Here is a 19910-nt window from a genome sequence, read left to right as displayed (position 1 = left end):
TCGGACTCGACAGTCCCCGGCTGTTACTGTTGTCGCAACTATTCTTATCCGTACTTCATTGTCCTTAACTCGCGCTCGCTCAATGGCTCGACAAGGGGCTGGGCATTGGGGGTCTGAGGCAGAGAAGATTGGGCTTGAATCTTCAGTTCCCTCGCTTCAAATACAGCCAGCAGCCTGCCTGTATAGTCCGGCATAACAAACATAGAAAAACGTTCGCAAAGCCACCTGGCATTGCGAACGTTTCTGTGACATTCATCAATCTTTCGTTATAACTCCTTGCCTGCAGCCGCTTGCTCCAAACTCCTCACTTCGAAGCTTACTTTGATAGCCGAACGCTGCCAAGACTGGCGCCTTTAATAAACAACCGCTCGATGTTATTCTCGACAACGGGATCCGGAATTAATGGCGGTGCTTGATGCGGTTTGACGCGGGCATCAATAATGACATTGTCGCATGCCCAATGCTTGTTCTCGTAGTAACTGTTTACGCCATGAATATCATGCGATGGATTGCTCCGCGTGAAAGTCGCCCAAAGAAAATTATTATTGGACTCACTTAAAAACCGGCTGTCGTCACACAGAATGATCATTGGGCAGGAAGGAATCGGACCAGTGGCCGCAATCGCGTCGCATAAGCCTTGTATTTCCCGATGCGCTTCCGTGTAATTATTAAATGCGGAACCTTGGAGCGCAACAATGCCAGGCATCACCAATCTTGCATTCCCAAACCCCTGCAGCTCATTCAGTATGGGCGGAACCTCTTTGCACAGCTCTCTCTTCTTCTCTCCAACCGCTGCGAATATCACCTTGCTGCCGGTGTTTAATCCGGTGCCTGAATAATCAAGCGTATCGATCGTCGTATTTGTATAAAAATGAAGATCGCGATGTAGATTAATACGCTCCAGGATATAGGTCAAAAATCCTTCGATGTGATGTGTATCTAAGGCCCGGTTCTCTTCTGCCGTAATGAATAAGAACTTCGCTAAGCTCAGCTGTCCTGTCCCTAGAATCCGATTGGCGATGGTAAGAAGCTCAGCCGGCTGTTTCACTTGTTGATAGGGAGTATAACGCTCGCTGCCAATCGCAAAGAGCAAGGGATGGACGCCTGCTGCATCGACTGCGTGAACTTCTTTAACCCCTGGAATTTCTTGTTGGATCGCATCTCCGGTCAATTCATGAATGAGTTCGCCGAATGCGGTATCCTCTTGAGGAGGTCTGCCTACGACGGTAAATGGGAAAATCGCGCCCGCTCTGGCATACACTTTATGCACCCTCATGACAGGAAACTCATGCGTAAGGCTGTAGTACCCCAAATGATCGCCGAAAGGCCCTTCCGGTTTGGTTTCGCCCGGATGAATTTCTCCTGTAATGACAAAATCAGCATCATTGCTGATGCAAAAGCCATCGATATAGCTGTAGCGAAACCGCCGCCCCGACAGCAAGCCCGCGAAGGTCAGCTCGCTCATGCCTTCCGGCAAAGGCATAACCGCCGACAGCGTATGCGCAGGCGGGCCGCCTATGAAACAACTGACTTTAAGCGGGGAGCCTAGCTTGTTCGCTTTGTCCTGATGAATGCCGATGCCGCGATGTATCTGGTAATGCACGCCGATTTCTTTATTCAGTTCATAGTCGTTTCCGCTCAGTTGGATCCGGTACATGCCCAGATTGGAGTTCATGATTCCCGGCTTGTCCGGATCTTCCGAATACACTTGAGGCAGGGTGACAAAAGCGCCGCCATCCTCCTGCCAGTGTTTAATAAGCGGAAGGTCGGATATGTTAATTTCCTGAAAGGCGACTGGCTGACTGCCGGATTTCTTAAGCGGCAGTGCTTTCCTAGCTGCAAGCCCCGTCCCGATATGTTTAAATGGATTTTTAAATGCTTGGATGGGATCGCTGCGCAACGCGATTACGTTCTGCACCGCTTCCCAGGTCTGCCGAAAAATAAACTTGCTGCGCTCCACTGTCCCGAATAGGTTGGATACCGCACGAAACTTCGACCCTTTTACATTTTCGAATAACAATGCAGGGCCGCCGGCTTCAAACACCTTCATGTGTATCGCGGCCATTTCAAGATGAGGATCAACTTCTTCATGAATGCGGACCAAATGCCCATTTTTCTCCAAATCGATGATGCATTCCTCTAAATTGCGATAGATCATTGTATGACTCCAATCTCTGGAAGCGGGCTCTCTTCTTCTGCGCCCTCATTTATTGTACGAATTCCTTGTTATATTTAATTATAATCTTATCTTGGTGAAAAGAAAGTATATGTCCTGTTATGTAATAAATTAAGGATCAGCCAACCAGGCTTATTCAGGTAAGGACTTTCATCCGTAAGACCCCGTGCTCCTCCATTCTCAGTATTCACATTCCATCCGTGCGGACGAACTCACAGAGATTCATCTCCCAATGGCCATTCCACTAGATAAAAAAAGTCCACGAAGCTAATCGTGAACTTGAATGCAAGCTACAACTACCAAATCTCATCATAAATATCAGAGGGTAATTCGACATTATTCATCCTATCCCTTTTTATTCCAACAAAAAAGACACTCTCAATGGAGTGCCTCTTATTCTACGTATAAAGTTACACAGACGGTATTTTAAAACCGAGCCAACCAACAGAAGCAAATGCGCGCTGCTCGTGCTTTAACGCTCCGCTCTTAAAAGCATACGAACATAGTAACAAGAGAGTAAGAACAAGATTATTATACAAATAAGGACAATCTCGTAAAGCGCCATATCCGGCCGTTTGGGGCAAGATTCTCCAAGTGATCTAACTGATATTCGCTACACTTATTTAATCGTTAACTACATTTAACCAAAAAACGTAATTCCTCAGAGGGTCGGAACTTCCATGATTGTGTGCAGCAACTAAAAAGTAGCATACATATCCTGGTGGCAACCATTGATCAAAAACATCTGTCCGATCACGGCTTTGAACTAGAAAAGGACGAGAATTATAATCCGTCACCAAAAAATCATAATTTAAACCAAGCGGAGATGCCAAGTACACCTGAACATGTTGAAAATCATCTGTATTGTTCTTGTATACGTAATAGTCGACATCTTCTTGGGGATTAAGATAGCCAAAGTTAAATTGACCCGATGCGATTGGGATTGGATGTGCCTCTATAATGTCTGTCGTTTCATAGTATGGCTTTGGGATAGATGCTGCTGTCGCAGACTGAGCAATCGCCAGAATGCTGGCTCCTGCAAGAATAGGAATAAGTAACTTTTTAAGTTTCAATTAAAATCCCTCACTTTATTTTATATAGAGCCGGCCAGCATCTAACATCATTATGGCATTTTATCCAAATTTTGTTAATCATACTTTCGCCTCATCTCCATGTGAAATAATGTCGTTTACAATAATCATAAGAGAACATTATAACGATCACTCGTTCCCATATATCATTGATTTTGCGATTGGAGCATAGCAGATGTAGAAGCGTGCCTGGCTTGTTCTTCTTCATGTAGATCGGCGTGTAATAGACGTCGTTCGCCCCATGTTCAAAGAGCAGATCCATAACTTGTAGCCGAGCCACTCGCCTGGCATGTCGTCCAAGTTCACTTCCATTTTCACCACCGCGTTATCCGTATGCTCGTTTGGCGGTGGCAATTGCTTTCCCATCTGGCGTGCTCCTCTACACGTTCGTTATTTCGATTATTCACCAATCATGACACGAAGTACGTTGGGCTGTTCTTGGAACGTCTTTGTTCCTGCTCCGTAGCCGACGAACTCCACACTCAGCGAGGGCATTGGACCGAAGCTTTCCACGAGAACCGCAACAATCGCTGCGCCCGTCGGTGTTGTTAGCTCGGCTCTAATATGCGACTGCTCAATCGGTATCCCTTTAAGCATTTCGAGTGTGGCTGGCGCAGGCACGGGATAAATACCGTGATCTATGCGAATTTTGCCATTGCCGACCGGAATGGGGGAGCAGACGACCTTCGAAATTTGCAGCTGATGAATCAAAATGGCCGCCCCAACGATATCCACTATGGAGTCGACGGCGCCCACCTCGTGGAAGTGAACGCGTTCTAGCGGAATGCCATGAATTTTGCCTTCGGCTTCCCCGATTTTCTGGAAAATCGCCAGAGTCGTTTGCTTGATCTTATCGTCCAAAGCGGAATCCTCGATTAAGCGAACGATGTCCTTATACGCCCGATGCTCATGGTGATGATGGACGCGGTCCGAATGATGGTCATGAGTGTGAAGATGCCCCTGATTATGGTCGTGATCATGGTGATGAGCGTGATCGTGACTATGTGAATGCTCGTGACTATGCGAATGCTCGTGACTATGTGAATGATCATGTTCATGCATATTCTCATGTACATGTGCATCCTTGTTCGGCTGATGAAGGAGCACTACATCGAACTTCACGGCCGTAATGCCGTTTTTGACGATTGTCTCCCGCTTGAGCTCGTACTCGTCGTTGATATGAAGCTTATTCAGTTCCTCCTGGAGCAAATCCAGGTCGCCGCCCGCGTCGAGCAGCGCTCCGATGAACATATCTCCGCTAATGCCGGAGAAGCAGTCGATATATAAGGTTTTCATGCCAAGCCTTCCCCTTTGTGAATAAGTTGATGGATAAGTGTGGCGTTGTAGCCGCCTCCGAAACCGTTATCAATATTGACGACGCTAATGCCCGAAGCGCAAGAATTGAGCATCGTTAGCAGCGCCGACAGTCCGTTGAAGCTTGCCCCGTAGCCAACGCTAGTCGGGACAGCTATGACCGGATGCGACACCAAGCCGCCTACGACGCTGGCAAGCGCACCTTCCATGCCGGCTATGACGACGGAAACCGTCGCTTGCTGAATTTCCTCAGCATGATGCAGAAGACGATGAATGCCTGCAACGCCGACGTCGTAAATGCGGTGAACCTTGCTCCCAAGCACTTCGGCGGTAACCGCCGCCTCCTCCGCGACGCTTATATCGGATGTCCCTGCTGCGATAACGGCAATGTATCCTTCACGCTTGCTGCTTGATTGATCGGAGCTCTTCCAGTAGAGAAGCCGGGAAATGTTGTCATAGACATAATCCGGACAAACGCTTTGAATCGAACCGGCTTTCTCCGCCGTAACCCGTGTAACAAGCACCTCGTTGTTTTGCGATTGCAGTGACGTTGCGATGCCAATAATCTGTTCCGCAGTTTTGTTCTCGCCGTACACGATCTCAGGGAAACCTTGCCGCTTTTTCCTGTGATGATCGACCTTCGCGAAGCCGAGATTTTCGAACGGAGCCAATCGCTTCGATGCGTCCTCGACGCTCATGCTTCCGTCCTGCACCTGCTTTAAAATGTTTTCCAGCACGCTGTTCACCTCTTAGCGTTTTGAGTTGTTTAGAATAAAGGTGCAATGCGGGCTGCAATTCCTCGTATCACGCCCGTAAATCTCTTTATACTTCCTGCTGATCTTGCAATTTGGAAGCACGGCTTCGCCCATGGGAATATTGTTTTTAATATCCTCGAAACGCTCTACTTTCCCAATCAAGTTGACATTCGACTACTTTCCTTTTTTTTCAGCTCGAATATAGATTCGGCTTAAAGGTTAAGCGATTTGTTCATGCTGCCGCTCCGATAGCCGACCAGATCCAGCGTAACGTATTTGTAGCCATAAGCCTGCAAACGCTCAACAATCGCCTCATGGTTGGACAGAACCCCAGCCATGTCGCCGGGTTCAACCTCAATTCGGGCAATATTCTGATGTGTCCTCACACGAACTTGACGAATATGAAGCGATTTCAAATAAGCCTCAGCCCGCTCCACCTTTTGCAGTTTCTCATTCGTAATTGTCTCGCCATAGGCGATCCTAGATGACAGACAGGCGAAGGAAGGCTTATCCCAGGTAGGCAAACCGAATGCGTTGGATAAGTCACGAATCTCCCGCTTGTATAAGCCAGCTTCCAGCAGAGGCCCCCGAATGCCTCTTTCCTTGGCGGCCTGCATGCCCGGGCGGTGCTCATTCATATCGTCCGCGATGACTCCGTATACGATATTGGCGAAGCCCCTCTCCTCAAGCAAAGGAAGCAGATGGTCGAACAGGCTGCTTTTACAGAAGTAGCAGCGGTTTTTATTGTTCTCCGCGTACCCAGGAATATCTAGCTCGGAGGTAGATATGACCTCGTGACGCACCCCAATAAGATCCGCCAGCTGCTCTGCTTCCTTCAGCTCGCTTGTCGGATACGTCTCGGAATCGGCTGTTACAGCCAGAACATGCTGCGCACCCAACGTTTCCACGGCAGCCTTCAGCAGGAACGTGCTGTCCACTCCTCCCGAGAAAGCAACGACGACTGACCCCATCTCACGCAGGATCTCTTGCAGGGCAACATACTTATCTGTTATCAATCTTAAGTCTCCTCTCTAAATCGTCATGCTGCCGAAGCCGCCTCCACGCGCACGAGTGTTCCGGTGACAAAGCCCGATGCATTGTCCGGCGCGAGCCAAACTGCGGCCCCCTGCAGCTCCTCCGGCGTTCCGAACCGTTTCATCGGCCAACATACGCTTGGCGAAACTTGGCAAGTGAGGCATTACCACTCTCCTCCATTACCGTTAAAATAAGTTGCCCTCGTTATCGAAAGACAGTTCGTACAGACCCTGGACGACTTCCATTTTGGGATGACGTCGCACATCGTCCAGCAATGCTTCGGATACTTCGATCACGCCAAGCTCCAACGTGTTTTTGATCCGAACCATCCTGACTTGTTCGAAATGCAAAATATTGCAAGTCTTGATGGACGCCTGAATCGTCTCCCTGTCATTGGGCAGTGTCGTAGCAATCTTCGTTGGCGCGACGACAGTAGACGTCAAGCCGTTCGCATACGTTTTCTCGAGGTCCATTTTGTCCACCAGCCGTTGCGCCGTAAAATCGGCCGTTCCAACGCCGTTGGCATTTCCTTCACTCTGATGGGTCAGATCCAACACTGCCATTTTGTTCACATCAGGTCCGCCATGAGCATAAGACGTCGGATAACGTCCTGTAATGTTCGGATCCATGCCGTCGCCGCTAATGTTCTTCCCGATCTGATCGATAATGAGGACATCAAGCTGGTCAAAATACAGCTTAGGCAGCAGCGCTTTGGCCTGAACGAGCAGCGCAGGCTCGTTTTCCACGATTTCATCCGGCGTCATCGTTTCGATGAGCGCCACTTTATCGAAGGCATTTTCGACCGAAGCGACGCCGAACAACAGCGGTTTGTGCTCCATAATCATCTTGGCCATTGCCGGCACGTTCTCAGCCATATATTTAAATCCGAGCTGGTGACAAGCTTCCGCTCCTTTTTGCTTGCCCAACCCTATGCTAATCATCTTCATCATGCCGCTCTCAACCTCGCCACGGAACGCGGTATGAGGCTTGATTCGATTAATGACAACCATGCCGTCTGCGGCAGCGGCGAATTGATCGACAAAGACGGGCAATCCATTAGGCAACTCGCCAATCTGGACGACCTCCATCGATGACCTGATCTCACAGCCTACCGTCTCCTTTGTAATACCAAGATGCGCCAGCACTTCACGCTGCCCCTCCCCCGTCGCTCCGCCATGGCTACCCATGCTCGGTACAATAAAAGGTTTCGCTCCGGCGTCTTGCAAGAACTTCACGGTTACGGCCGTAATCTCCAAGAGCCGGTCAAGTCCTCTGCTGCCGACTGCAATCGCAATTTCCATGCCCGGCCTTACTTTTCCCGCAATGGCTTCTCGCTGCAGTTTTGGCAGTAACTCGCTTGCCAAATCATCGATTCTGGTCTCGTCGAAATTCACTTTAACTTTCGCCATCCTCGGTATCGGAATATCTTTCACAAGCTCTTGAAGAATCCCCATTATTATCCCTCGCTCCTTTTCTAGTCCGCTACAACTTGCGGTTGATCTCATGTTATTGACGCCGGATCATTATGCCCTCATAATTAATTTGTTTAGCAAACTAATCAATTATAGTATTAATGTATCAACCCTCAAAATCATTGTCAATTCTATCTTTTGCCTCTAGTCGTAGGTTTTTCATGCACCATGTTATACAATATGATGGCTTATCAATTCGGATTTGGAGGATTAAGTAGTGATGGTTACAGGTGATGCATCCTATATCAAAAAAATGAATCGATCCTTGATTATTAAACATATTTTACAAGAGGGAATGATCTCCCGCGCCGAACTATCCAAAGCAACCGCCTTAACGCGAGCAACAATATCGGCCCAGGTCTCCGATCTGCTCGATGAAGAGCTGGTCATAGAGAAAAACATGGAATACAACCTTGTCGGGCGCAAGCCCATAATGCTCTCCATTCATGCGGAGGCGGGTTATGCTCTTGGCATCGATCTGGAGTTCGGAAGGGTCTCGTTCGCAGTTGCCAATCTGCAAGGCTCAATCGTCGCAACGGATACGATCCCGCTTGAAACGACATTGTATGAGGACATTTTAAACCTGCTCCTTACATCGATTCGATCATACCTAGAACGGTATGCATCCTGCAGGTATGGCATTGTAGGAATCGTTATCGGCATTCACGGTCTCGTATCGACAGAAGAAGTCATTCATTACATCCCTTCGTTCGATTGGCATGACGTAACGTTAAAAACCGAACTCGAGAAGGCGCTTGGGGTCGTGGTGCACTTGGAGAACAACGCTAATCTTAGCGCATTCGCGGAGCGCACTTTTTTCCATCACGAAACGGATAATTTGCTATGTGTTACCTTATACTCAGGCATTGGCTTAGGCATGATGATTAACCATGCTTTCTTCCGCGGGCAAGATGGTTTCGCTGGTGAGATTGGCCATATGATTTTAGTTCCTGACGGTCACACATGCAATTGTGGCAATAAAGGATGCTGGGAGAAATACGCTTCCGAAGCGAGTGTCTTTCAACAATTGAGTGCGGATAAGCACGGCACCCCCGTTACATATGAACAAATACATCTTTGGCTAAAGGAAGGTGATACCGAAGTCCATGAAGCAATGAAGACGTATATTTACTATCTGTCCATCGGGTTAAATAACATTATCAACATCTACAATCCCGAGGTCATCGTGCTGGATAGCGAGTTGTTGCGCCTTTACCAGAATCCCTTGGACGAGATCCGTCAGCATATGCATTCCCGAATCAGCCATTACCGCGAAATGAAGATATCCGCAACCGGAAAGCAGTCTTGCGTCCTTGGTGCATGCGCCCTCGCGATACAGAAATTTCTCCAAGTCCCCACTTTGAATTTACGCCGAGGTTAGATCATTGGGATAGGGAATACTAAACGAGGCGCCCTATTGGCGCCTTCTTCTATGTATTTCATTCTGTTTCAGTGATTAATTGAAGCCGGTATAATATCAACAGCTACAGATGTGCTATCATTATTTCGTTTCACTTTTTTGTTCAATGTGTCCTTTTTTAGAACAACAAAAAAACCTTGATTTCTCAAGGTTTTTATCTTTTATGTTTGGTGGAGCCTAGTGGGATCGACTCGTTAATCACTCGTCTACCCATCAAGGGATGTATGAATCCTGATCGTATGCTGACGAAGCTTATTCGGGTGAGGACTGTTAGCGGTAGATTCAGACGCCGTGCTCCTGCACTTGATGTTGATTCTTCGAAGCTTATGCATTCATTCCGTCCGCGCGGGCGAACCCGGGTTCGCCCCCTATATGGGCTCCACCAAACCATAAAAAAAACCACTTCGTATGAAGTGGTTTGAATTTAAGGTTTGGTGGAGCCTAGGGGGATCGAACCCCTGACCTCATCGCTGCCAGCGATGCGCTCTCCCAGCTGAGCTAAGGCCCCGTGAATTGTGACGACAAGGTAGATCATACCATCTGGCGTGAACACTGTCAATCCTTTTTCAGATTTCCGATGGGATGCTTGGAGAGCAGACTGTTGAGCTCCTTCATGAACATGTCGATATCTTTGAATTGGCGATAGACGGATGCGAAACGTACGTAAGCTACTTCATCCACCGGGTACAGCTGGGACATGACCAGCTCTCCGATTTCACGGCTTTCAACTTCCGCTTGGGCAGTGGTGCGGACTTCCTTTTCTACTTCAGAGACAATGACCTCCAGCTTCTCCACGGGAACCGGACGCTTCTCACAGGCGCGGATCAGTCCACGAAGGATTTTGTCGCGGCTGAATTCTTCACGGCTTCCATCTTTCTTGATGACGATGAATGGCGTTTCTTCGACCATTTCAAAGGTTGTGAAGCGCCTTGTGCATTTCTCGCACTCGCGGCGGCGGCGTATCGATTTGTTGTCATTCGCAGGTCTGGAATCGAGCACTTTCGTTCCCGCATAGTCGCAGTACGGACATTTCATTTGTTGATCCTCCATCTTATAAGCATACGATTCTCAAAATCGTGCTGATTACATTTTCCCACTTCTTCCCTGTAATGAAACATTCATTTCTGCACATAATACTGTTACCAACCGCAAGGAGGTGAAACTCATGAGCACAAATAAAAGCAGCAATCAACTAGTAGTGCCGCAAGCTTCTGCAGCGTTAGACCAACTGAAATACGAGGTCGCGCAAGAGCTTGGCATCGCCATCCCACAAGATGGTTACTACGGAAACATGGCTACGCGTGATGCTGGTTCCCTAGGGGGCTACATTACTCGTAAGCTGGTACAAATCGCTGAACAATCCCTTGCAGGTAAATAATTAATGAGGCTTTTTAACTGAAGCCTTGGCCGTGACACCTTAACCGGTGAACCGGCCAGGGCTTCTTTCTCATTGTGCCCCAAAATCCGGATATAACCTCTTGTACTTATTATAATAATAAATGACACGCTGTACATAATGCCTGGTCTCTCCGTATGGAATTTGATCGACCGTTTCAAGCTGTCCATCCCAGGTTCCGTCCTCCAACCAACGGCTTACCTTGCCCGGCCCGGCATTATAAGCAGCGATAACAACGTATTTATTATCTTTAAATTGATCATTGAGCGACTTCAAGTACCAGGAGCCAACCTCAATGCTGATATCAGCTCGACTGGACAAGGACTCATTAGTCACATTCGTGAAGCCGCCTTTCTGAACAATCCATTCGGCTGTATCCGGCATGAGCTGCATAATGCCGATTGCACCTTTCTTGGATACCGCATCTGCGCTGTAATTGGTCTCCACACGAATAATAGCAGCCAGTAAATGCGGTTCAAGCTGGTAGTTACCGGCACTGATTTGAATATCATCTTGATAATGGATGGGGTAGAGCCATCTGTTCATCCAGTCCGATTTCAGAAATAACATGGCCAGCAGCACAATAACAATAACGAGCAGAAACCGCTTCTTGACTACTCTTCTTCTCTTCTTCATGACAACCCTTGATTATGCCAGAACCGTTCAACCTGCAGCGCTGTCTGCTCTAACGTTCCGCTATTGTCAATGATGTAATTAGCCAGCTGCTTCTTCTCTTCAATATCCATCTGCAGTGATATCCGCTGCTCCGCTTGCTCAGCTGTAATGTCATTACGCGTCATGAGCCGTTGAATCTGAATGGAACGCGGTACGTACACCACCATGACGCCATCATAAAGGGATGCTTGTCCTGTCTCATATAGAAGCGGGATATCGGCAACAATAAGCTGAGCAGGATCTTCTTGCTCATAGGTTCTGATTCTCTCCCACATTCGTGTACGAATAGCAGGATGAAGAATCGATTCAAGCTGTGTGAGCTTCTCCCGATTGCCAAATACGATGCTTCCGAGCGCACTGCGGTTCATCGTTCCATCCTCGTTCAAAACGGCTTGTCCAAAAGCAGCCACAATAGCTTGGAGCGCAGCTTCCCCGGGAAGCACAACTTCCCGGGCGAACTGGTCCGCATCGACGATCTTGGCGCCCCTCTCAGCGAGCATTGCCGACACGGTGCTTTTACCACAGGCAATGCCGCCGGTTAATCCAAGTTTCATTCGTTCCTTCACCTCATAGCAATTTCACTAAGCCCATTACGATGAGCATTATTCCTGGTAACACTGATAATGCACGCATGCCGCGCCAAGCTGCAAATTTGAAACCAAGCTGCATGCCTGCCAATAGGAAGAGTCCGCTTGCCGTAGAGATTACGATCGCGGTTAACAGCGGCGAGAAGCCGATCATCGCAGCTCCCAATCCAGCGCCGAAACTGTCAAGGGATAAGGCAATGCCGAGCAAAAAGGCTTCGGATGATGAAATAATTCCCGACCGGTCAACGTCGGCAATCTGCGGCGTTCGCAGAATCTGAATGACAATTCCCATTCGTTTGAGCTCGATCATCAGTACGGTAGAAGCCATCGATCGGCCTTGTGCCCCTTCTGGTAAGGAAGACGCTGAAGCTTCTCCAGCTGACTCAAGCTCATCTTCCCCGGACTGATTCCTTCTTTTCCAGAACTGCACTAATGCCCAGCTGCCAATCAGAATAAGAATAACGGCACCTATTCCTCTTGCAAAACCAGGCGACATATAGCCGCTCAGCACGGTTCCGATCTGCATTGAAACCCACACAACTATACCTGAGCAAAGAGCAATAATGACGACGGATAGAACAGGTATCCGGATACGGCGCAATCCATAAGTAACTCCAACACCGAAACCATCCAAGCTAACGGCAAAAGCAAGTAAAATCAACGATGCTGCGTGTACGAACAACACGGTGTCCCTCCCATGATGGCTCTTCGCAGCACTTCCCTAACGCGTAGTCCGCTTGCCGCATGAAGCGGCAGGAGGAAGACGACAGTGAAAAGAAGTGTGCATTCGCCCAGAACATGAATGGTACATCATATGCAGGTTGCACACAGTCGTGCATTATTTAGAACTTAGCTTGACCGTACGGCGCGGCTTAGAAAGCGGCTGACAGTGTGTACAAATATGTGTTCCCCGTCCGCCAACGACGAGCTTCTCAATGGATCTGCCGCATTTGCTGCACGGTTCATTCTTCCGTCCGTAAACCAGCAGTTCATGCTGAAACATGCCCATCTCGCCTTGTCCGTTGACATAAGATTTAATCGAGGATCCGCCTGCTTCGACGGCTCTTAGGAGCGTTGCCCGTACCGCCTCGAACAGCCTCGCCCATTCGGATGTCTTTAATGAATCGGCCGACCGCTCCGGATGAATCCCAGCGCTGAAGAGCGCCTCGTCCACATAGATATTGCCGAGGCCTACGACATATTCCTGATTCAACAAAAGCGGTTTGATCCGGGTCGTTCGTTTAGCCAATGTTTTCTTAAACGTCTGCAGCGTGAACGCATCATCAAGCGGTTCGATGCCGAGTTTATTCAGCGGCGGCAGCACAAATTCATCACCTGGTTCAAACAAATGCATCGTTCCGAATTGGCGTACATCCTTATATCGCAGCTCCGTCCCATCGACGAAGTGAAATCTAACATGGGTATGAAGCTCAACCGGCTCTCCCTGCTCATAAACGCCGTAGCGTCCCTCCATCCGAAGATGGGAAACCAAAACGAGGCCATCGAATAATATTCTTAGAAACTTCCCTCTGCGCTCTACCGACTCAATCGTACGGCCGACCAGCATATCGGCAAACTGCTCAGGCTCTGCGGGCCGCTGTAAAATGCGGGGCAAAGTTATCGTTACCCGTTCGATTTGCTTACCGGCAACGAGCTGGTTGAGCGTCCTCTTCACGGTTTCTACTTCCGGTAATTCTGGCATTATTAATTCCTCCCCGCTGTATCCGTTAACTAAGGGAAAGTCGCAGCTTGGATGCAGTACCTATAACCGCTAGTTACAAGCTATGTCGCAGCTTATATAACAGCATCTGCAACCATATGTTTCAAGCTCTGTTATAGCTTGTTAAGCAGTGCCTGCAACCGCAGGATGCGTGTATATTGTTTCTCACTTCCCAGTTCTTGCACTCCATTATACCTGATTAGGCGGGGCATGTCTTATTTTGCTTCATACCAATTGTCACCGAAACTAACATCGGCCTTGAGCGGTACATCAAGAGCCAGCGCGTTCTCCATCACTTCCGGCACTAATGTCTTCATGAGCTCCAGCTCCTCAGGCGGAACCTCGAACACTAATTCATCATGCACTTGAAGCAGCATCCGGCTGCGGAGTCCGCGTTCACGGAGCTGCTCATCCATCCTGACCATGGCCAGCTTGATAACATCGGCAGCTGTACCTTGAATTGGCGTGTTCATAGCCGTCCTCTCCGCGAATGAACGAAGGTTGAAATTCGATGCCTTAATATCCGCAAGATAGCGGCGGCGTTCGAGCAGAGTGGTGACATAACCGTCTTGGCGGGCTTGAGCGACAATATTGTCCATGTAAGCCCGGACGCCTTGGAACACCTCAAAATACTGCTCGATAAACTGCGAGGCCTCTTTACGGCTTATATTTAAGTTGTTCGACAAGCCAAAATCACTGATTCCGTAAACGATACCGAAGTTAACAGCCTTCGCTTGACGGCGCATATTGGAATCAACCTGATCAGCGGACACGCCGAATACATCCATCGCGGTCTTCGTATGAATATCCATATCCTGGATAAAAGCTTCTTTCAAGCGTTCATCGCCTGATATATGAGCAAGAACGCGAAGCTCGATCTGCGAGTAATCCGCTGCCAGAATGGTCCATCCTGGCTCGGAAGGCACGAACGCCTTGCGAATACGGCGTCCTTCCTCCAGCCTGATCGGAATATTCTGCAGGTTCGGGAATTGACTGGACAGCCGGCCGGTCGCGGCAATGGTCTGTCGATAATACGTATGAATCTTACCGGTATCCCGGCGGATTTCCTTCAGCAAACCTTCAACATAAGTCGATTGCAGCTTCGACAGCTGGCGATAGTGCAGAATCAGCTTAACAATTTCGTGATAAGGTTCAAGCTTCTCCAGCACCTCGGCATCCGTCGAATAACCGGTCTTCGTTTTCTTAATAACCGGGAGATCAAGCTTATCAAACAGCACATCGCCAAGCTGCTTCGGTGAACCGATATTAAACTCCATCCCGGCGTGGGCATAGATATCGCTCTCGTAACGGGCTATTCCTTGCGCTAGCTCCGAACCGAGGTCTTCAAGTGTATGCGCATTGACCTTAATCCCCTGCTTCTCCATTCCGGCAAGGACGATAGCGAGCGGCTGCTCAAGCTCGTAATAAAGCTTATGCATGCCGCCTGTCTCAAGGTCAGCCTGCTGCAGCGGGATTAATCTGCGAATCGCCTCAGCCTTGGCTGCGAGATGACCGGCAAGAATTTCGGCAGCCGGCACGAGAAACTTGGCTCCCTTGCCGTAAACCGTTTCATCCGGTGCAAGCCCCGGCAGCTGATAGCGGGGAACAAGCGAAGCTAATGTCTGATTCGATTCTGTAGGATCAAGCAGATAAGCGGCAAGCAGCACATCGAATGCCGTACCCTTCAGCGAAATGCCGATCCAAGCGAGCGCAAGCTCTGCCTTATGCAAATCATAGCCTCGCTTAGGTGCATCTCCATCCTCCAGCCATCTGCGAACAGGTTCGGCTACCGCCGGATCCATCAGCTCGTCATACGTGATGACGACGATTTTCTCTCCGCCCGCTCCGGCAACCGCAATACCGATCAGCTTCGCCTGATGCGGATTCTCGCCGATTGCCTCGAAATAGACGCTCTCTGATTGAGCCAAGAAAGCTGCCAACTCGTCGCCAGACAGATTTCGAGCCGGCACGACTTCGTATTTGGCTTCTTCAGTAGCAGCGCCACCGACGCCGCCAGCCTCAGGCAGCTCCAGCCGCTCGATGAGCGATTTGAACTCCAGCTTGCGGAACATGGCCGCAAGCTGGGATTCATCGTAGCCGCTGTAAGCGATCTCGTTCACCTTATCCTCAAGCGGCACCTCACGATAGATCGTCGCCAGCTTCTTGCTCATCCGGGCATCCTCTTGATGCGCCTCGACCTTTTCCTTCATTTTGCCCTTGAGGCTGTCCGTGTTGGCAAGAACTTCCTCCACTGTGCCAAATTCATGAAGCATCTTAAGGGCCGTCTTCTCGCCGACTCCGGGAATCCCTGGAATATTGTCGGAGGTATCGCCCATCAATCCCTTCAGATCAATGATCTGCTGCGGAGTGATCCCGTATTTCTCCATGATTTCATTCGGCTGGTACCGGTCAACTTCACTTACTCCCTTACGGGTAAGCGCGATGGTGACGCGCTCTGAAGCAAGCTGCAGCATATCTTTATCTCCACTGACGACAATCGCTTCCACTTCTTTCTCGTCCGCCAGCTTCGTTAACGTTCCAATTATATCGTCGGCCTCATAGCCAGGAAGCTCGAATTGGGCAATGCCGAAAGATTGGATGAGCTCCTTCAGGACAGGAAACTGCTCCGATAATTCAGACGGCGTTTTCTCACGTCCGCCTTTATATTCCGTATAGCCTTCATGGCGAAAAGTCACCTTGCCCGCATCGAAAGCAACAAGGATATGCGTCGGCTTTTCTTCCTCAAGCAGCTTCAGCAGCATCGTCGTAAATCCGTATATTGCATTTGTGTGCAGTCCGGCCGAATTCGTCAGCGGCGGCATTGCAAAGAAAGCCCGATAGGCGATACTATTACCATCAATCAACATCCACTTTTCCATTCGAAAAGCACACCTCACCTTGTTTTTCCTATGGTCTATCATAGCATAAAGAAGACAAGCTTTCCCACACTATCCAAAGGGACAGCACGGCAAAGCTTATCACATTTTCCACTATGGCTGCCGTTTGCGCTAACCGACCGACTGCTGCGGCCTGCCGAGAAAATAGCCCTGTGCATACGGAATGCCCAAGGCTTTCATATGCAGCAGCTCCTCCTCTTCCTCGATCCCCTCCGCTACGAGGGAAGTATCCATTTTGGCCGCCATCTCTGTAAATGTATGTACCATATGCTCCTTCATCGGATCAAGGTGGATTCCGCTTATCAAGGAGCGGTCGATCTTAATAAAATCAGGCTGCAGCTCCACAATAGACTGCAGTGAAGAATAGCCCGCACCTGCATCATCGATGGCAATCTGGTAGCCTTGCTTGCGATAATGATTGAGGATTTTCTTAGCTGAGCCGAAGTCCTCGATGGACGTACGCTCTGTAATTTCGAACACCACATTGCTTGGCGACAAGCCGAAGCGCTCCAGCAGCTGCAGGGTCTTGCCCGGCGTGAATGATGGATCCTCCATAATCTGGGCGGTAATATTAATAAACAGCTTCTGACCTGCGGTTAGTCCGCTGCAGCCTTCAATTGCCCGTTCCCTCGCCAGCCTGTCAAGCGGGTACATAAGTCCCTCCTTTGCGGCAAAATCAAACAACTGCTGCGGCCCCTCGAACCAGCGTTTGTCCGGAAAACGAGAAAGAGCCTCATACCCGTAAACTTCGGAATCCTTCAGCGAAATAATCGGCTGATACACCGAGTTGATGGTGCGGCCTATAATGTACTGCTCCAGAGCACGCCGTTTGAGGCTTCGCTCGGTGCTGCAGGCTGACTGTCCGTGAACAATCGCCCGTTTGATCCCTTCATACCACCGGTCTTCTTCAGACATTTCACCGGATAACAAAGCAATACCTGCATGCAATTTGAGCCCGGCAAGCCAGGGGTAGAGGTCGGCACTAAGGGAAATGAAGCGAAAGCGCCGCCCCCAATCCTTCTTTAGCCGGTTTCCCAGCTCCAGCAGCTGCTCCTCGAGTTCCTCCGTCTCATGAGGCAGCTGCAGGCAGAGATACAGATCATTGCGTATCCACTGGCCGCTCAAGCAGACTTCATCACGTCCGCTGCAGTTATGCTCCAAAATCGCCTGCTCGACGAATCTTTTCCAGTTCATATGAAGGATTGAACGATAATCGCCCATGTCCTTCATTTTGCCATGCCATGCCAGATAAATGATTCCTGTAGAGCCGCTGAATTCAGGCTGCAAGCGGAATGCTGCTCCTATATGGGTGTCTCGTCTCACGTCTATGATCGTTCCTTCCCCGGGTGCTTTTGACAAATGTCACCTTTTATATAAGCGCTGCCGTTCATTGCCTTAGCCTTTTTCTTCAAGTAGGCAGCAGCTTGTGAGACCGCCGCTTATTGGACTTCGTCCATCCCACAGAAGGAGTGACAGCGATAAGGTAACCCCTTCCTGCTCAACGCGGTTACCGCTGCGATCTATGACCGACGACACATACGCGCCACCGTAATAAGATTTTACATCTCTATCGAACCGTGAAATCATCTGCTTGCACAGTCTGTCTGGATCAGGTGCACTTGAGAGGATAATAAAATCATCGCCTCCGATATGGCCGACAAAATCCGCTTGATCTCCGTCATGCTGGGTCGCTTCCTCCAGCACAGAAGCCATGAAACGAATTAATTCATCGCCATGGCTGAATCCAAAGTAATCATTGAACCATTTGAAATAATCCAAATCCGCATAAATGATCGAGAATGGATGACCGGTTTCAATGCGCCGCTTCATCTCGCTCTGGATGGATGCATTGCCCGGCAAACCTGTCAACGGATTTGCAGTTCGCGCTTCCTCAGTCCGCAAATTAGTCATACATTCCAATATAGATCGAATCGACGCCCCACCAAGGAGCAGGCCGTCCTTCGTAATGGTTACCACATCATATAAGCGTGAAATATCACGCGCCATCGCAAGCTGCGCGACGTGTTCCACCGATAGACTCGCATCCACGATCAAGGCATCATCGTCCATGATTTTCTCAATGGGCCGGCTCCAGTAGAGCGCCAATCCGAACTGTCCGGCAAGCAGCTGATTCATGTTCTCCTTCATAACCAGACCAACCGGACACCCTTGGTCAACAATAACAGCCCCTTGAACATGCTGGTTGGCTTCGAACATCTTAGCCACTTCCGATACGCGGGATGTCGTGTTGAAGGTTGAAATTGGCATCGCCAGCCGACCGATTGCAAAAGAGGAATTCCAGCTGCGCGGGTCCGGCTCAAGCTCTTGAAAGGCTGGACGCAGAGGAGCAGCAGGTGTCTCTTCACGAATGCGATACCGCATAACCGCCGTTAATGCGTCACGAATCGCATCATACACCATCGCCTCTGCCGAACGTCCGGTTCCCGAAGGAAACGCAACTGCGCTGCCTATGACGCAGCTAGGTCTTTTTTTCCCGCCGCGTAGAGCGGATTGCCCGGATTGTGCTCGGTTCAAGCTGCTGCGCAGAGACTCGACCGCTTTCGCAGTTAGCTTGTCCACCCGCTCATCAGACTTCTGAAGCTTCAGAAAAAAGAAAAAATCACTTTCCATCCGATAACGCCATACGAGTCTTCGCTGCTCTGCCGCCCAAAGTTGCACAGCTCCAAAACGGAGGCTCCTCTCTCGGGCAAATGAACGATAATAACACCCAGACCACCATGATGCCAGTTTTCAGTTATTCGATGAATCATTGTACGATCTAGAAGTCCATAACCAATTTCGTCCACGCAAACCCCTCGCCGGCCGGATCGTTTTGAGTACAATTAACTAATTTTCGTAATTTATTAGTCCTATTGTATCAAGCGTTTGTGAAGCGAGCGTTCTTGGATTGTTAATTTTATGTATTAAGGAGTTAAACTGTGGTTGACTACTGACACGCACCGACACACCGCACGCCGGGAACTGCATACGGTATAGAAAATATGGACTCCATGTTCCCGAAGTTAGCCAAATGATTCTGGAGCCAGACCTTAATTGCAGACATTAGCGAAATCCAATTCGCCTTCCTGTCAGTAACCCTTCTATACTGGATTATCTCCAGTAAAATAAGCTTAATTGGCCTCCACATGGGAGCTATACTGGATATATCCACCTAAATCACTAAAATTAAACAATAATTCACTCACTGAGTCTATATAACTGTACGATCTCCAGTATAGCTCTCTCATCGAACCAATTTCGATCTCTATCCTGTATGAAATCCAGTATAGCTCGACCTCAGTGTGGGCTGAAAACAATAAATGAATGCTGGTTGACGCCAATGTGTGCTCCGCGGCGATCTTTGCATGCTGG

General features: G+C 49.2%; 16 protein-coding genes, 1 tRNA gene and 2 pseudogenes. 2 read left to right on the top strand and 17 right to left on the bottom strand.

All coding sequences use genetic code 11. The annotated features are described in order from the left end of the window. Positions 1-316: 316 nt before the first annotated feature. From ACFPYJ_RS08415 to ACFPYJ_RS08380, 8 genes and pseudogenes are all read right to left on the bottom strand, one after another. Complete coding sequence (locus ACFPYJ_RS08415; protein WP_379187651.1) at positions 317-2158, bottom strand: UbiD family decarboxylase; 1842 nt, start codon at positions 2156-2158, stop codon at positions 317-319. Between the two features lie 641 nt (positions 2159-2799). Then, positions 2800-3249 (bottom strand): hypothetical protein, encoded by a 450-nt coding sequence (locus ACFPYJ_RS08410; RefSeq protein WP_379187650.1) that lies wholly within the window; start codon positions 3247-3249, stop codon positions 2800-2802. A 160-nt stretch (positions 3250-3409) separates the two neighbouring features. Next, positions 3410-3633: pseudogene (gene larC2, locus ACFPYJ_RS08405) on the bottom strand (nickel pincer cofactor biosynthesis protein LarC2); the annotation flags it as partial. A 33-nt stretch (positions 3634-3666) separates the two neighbouring features. Further along, entirely contained in the window at positions 3667-4563 is an 897-nt protein-coding gene (gene larC, locus ACFPYJ_RS08400; RefSeq protein ID WP_379187649.1) for a nickel pincer cofactor biosynthesis protein LarC, read from the bottom strand. Continuing rightward, positions 4560-5318, bottom strand: a complete 759-nt coding sequence (larB, locus tag ACFPYJ_RS08395) for a nickel pincer cofactor biosynthesis protein LarB (RefSeq protein WP_379187647.1) — start codon at positions 5316-5318, stop codon at positions 4560-4562. The genes larC and larB overlap by 4 nt, the downstream gene beginning before the upstream one ends. A gap of 230 nt (positions 5319-5548) precedes the next feature. Then, positions 5549-6352: an ATP-dependent sacrificial sulfur transferase LarE gene (larE, locus tag ACFPYJ_RS08390; protein ID WP_379187646.1), complete on the bottom strand. Its 804-nt coding sequence runs from the start codon at positions 6350-6352 to the stop codon at positions 5549-5551. 15 nt (positions 6353-6367) lie between these two features. Next, positions 6368-6498, bottom strand: a pseudogene (locus tag ACFPYJ_RS08385) (gluconate 5-dehydrogenase); the annotation flags it as partial. A 58-nt stretch (positions 6499-6556) separates the two neighbouring features. Beyond that, a complete protein-coding gene (locus ACFPYJ_RS08380; RefSeq protein ID WP_379187645.1) occupies positions 6557-7825 on the bottom strand; it encodes a nickel pincer cofactor-dependent isomerase, group 22 in 1269 nt (422 codons plus the stop codon). Between the two features lie 238 nt (positions 7826-8063). Between ACFPYJ_RS08380 and ACFPYJ_RS08375 the strand changes: the two genes are divergently transcribed. Then, the gene (locus ACFPYJ_RS08375; protein WP_379187737.1) at positions 8064-9224 is read left to right on the top strand and encodes an ROK family protein; all 1161 of its coding nucleotides are present in this window, start codon (positions 8064-8066) and stop codon (positions 9222-9224) included. 471 nt (positions 9225-9695) lie between these two features. Here the strand turns inward: ACFPYJ_RS08375 and ACFPYJ_RS08370 are convergent. Beyond that, positions 9696-9771: transfer RNA gene (locus ACFPYJ_RS08370), tRNA-Ala, on the bottom strand. A 47-nt stretch (positions 9772-9818) separates the two neighbouring features. After that, positions 9819-10298, bottom strand: a complete 480-nt coding sequence (nrdR, locus tag ACFPYJ_RS08365; RefSeq protein WP_379187643.1) for a transcriptional regulator NrdR — start codon at positions 10296-10298, stop codon at positions 9819-9821. Between the two features lie 130 nt (positions 10299-10428). Here nrdR and ACFPYJ_RS08360 point away from each other — a divergent pair, with 130 nt between their 5' ends. Next, positions 10429-10641, top strand: coding sequence for a small, acid-soluble spore protein, alpha/beta type (locus ACFPYJ_RS08360; RefSeq protein ID WP_379187642.1), 213 nt, complete (start codon positions 10429-10431; stop codon positions 10639-10641). A gap of 69 nt (positions 10642-10710) precedes the next feature. Here the strand turns inward: ACFPYJ_RS08360 and ACFPYJ_RS08355 are convergent, their stop codons facing one another. The 7 genes from ACFPYJ_RS08355 to ACFPYJ_RS08325 all read right to left on the bottom strand — a co-directional run bounded on the left by ACFPYJ_RS08355 (position 10711) and on the right by ACFPYJ_RS08325 (position 19217). Further along, positions 10711-11295 (bottom strand): lytic transglycosylase domain-containing protein, encoded by a 585-nt coding sequence (locus ACFPYJ_RS08355; protein WP_379187641.1) that lies wholly within the window; start codon positions 11293-11295, stop codon positions 10711-10713. Continuing rightward, entirely contained in the window at positions 11292-11888 is a 597-nt protein-coding gene (coaE, locus tag ACFPYJ_RS08350; protein ID WP_379187640.1) for a dephospho-CoA kinase, read from the bottom strand. The genes ACFPYJ_RS08355 and coaE overlap by 4 nt, the downstream gene beginning before the upstream one ends. A 13-nt stretch (positions 11889-11901) precedes the next feature. Further along, positions 11902-12603: a sporulation membrane protein YtaF gene (ytaF, locus tag ACFPYJ_RS08345; RefSeq protein WP_379187735.1), complete on the bottom strand. Its 702-nt coding sequence runs from the start codon at positions 12601-12603 to the stop codon at positions 11902-11904. A 156-nt stretch (positions 12604-12759) separates the two neighbouring features. After that, positions 12760-13623 (bottom strand): DNA-formamidopyrimidine glycosylase, encoded by an 864-nt coding sequence (gene mutM, locus ACFPYJ_RS08340; RefSeq protein WP_379187639.1) that lies wholly within the window; start codon positions 13621-13623, stop codon positions 12760-12762. A 233-nt stretch (positions 13624-13856) separates the two neighbouring features. Continuing rightward, positions 13857-16520: a DNA polymerase I gene (polA, locus tag ACFPYJ_RS08335; RefSeq protein WP_379187638.1), complete on the bottom strand. Its 2664-nt coding sequence runs from the start codon at positions 16518-16520 to the stop codon at positions 13857-13859. A gap of 129 nt (positions 16521-16649) precedes the next feature. Beyond that, positions 16650-17825, bottom strand: a complete 1176-nt coding sequence (locus tag ACFPYJ_RS08330; protein ID WP_379187637.1) for an EAL domain-containing protein — start codon at positions 17823-17825, stop codon at positions 16650-16652. A gap of 108 nt (positions 17826-17933) precedes the next feature. Continuing rightward, positions 17934-19217: a GGDEF domain-containing protein gene (locus ACFPYJ_RS08325; protein ID WP_379187636.1), complete on the bottom strand. Its 1284-nt coding sequence runs from the start codon at positions 19215-19217 to the stop codon at positions 17934-17936. Positions 19218-19910 lie beyond the last annotated feature (693 nt).

Origin of the sequence: Paenibacillus solisilvae, from assembly GCF_042656405.1 — a bacterium.
Classification (GTDB): domain Bacteria; phylum Bacillota; class Bacilli; order Paenibacillales; family Paenibacillaceae; genus Paenibacillus_Z; species Paenibacillus_Z solisilvae.
The sequence above is the reverse complement of the archived record's forward strand: the minus strand, read 5'-3'. Positions and strand labels throughout refer to the sequence as shown.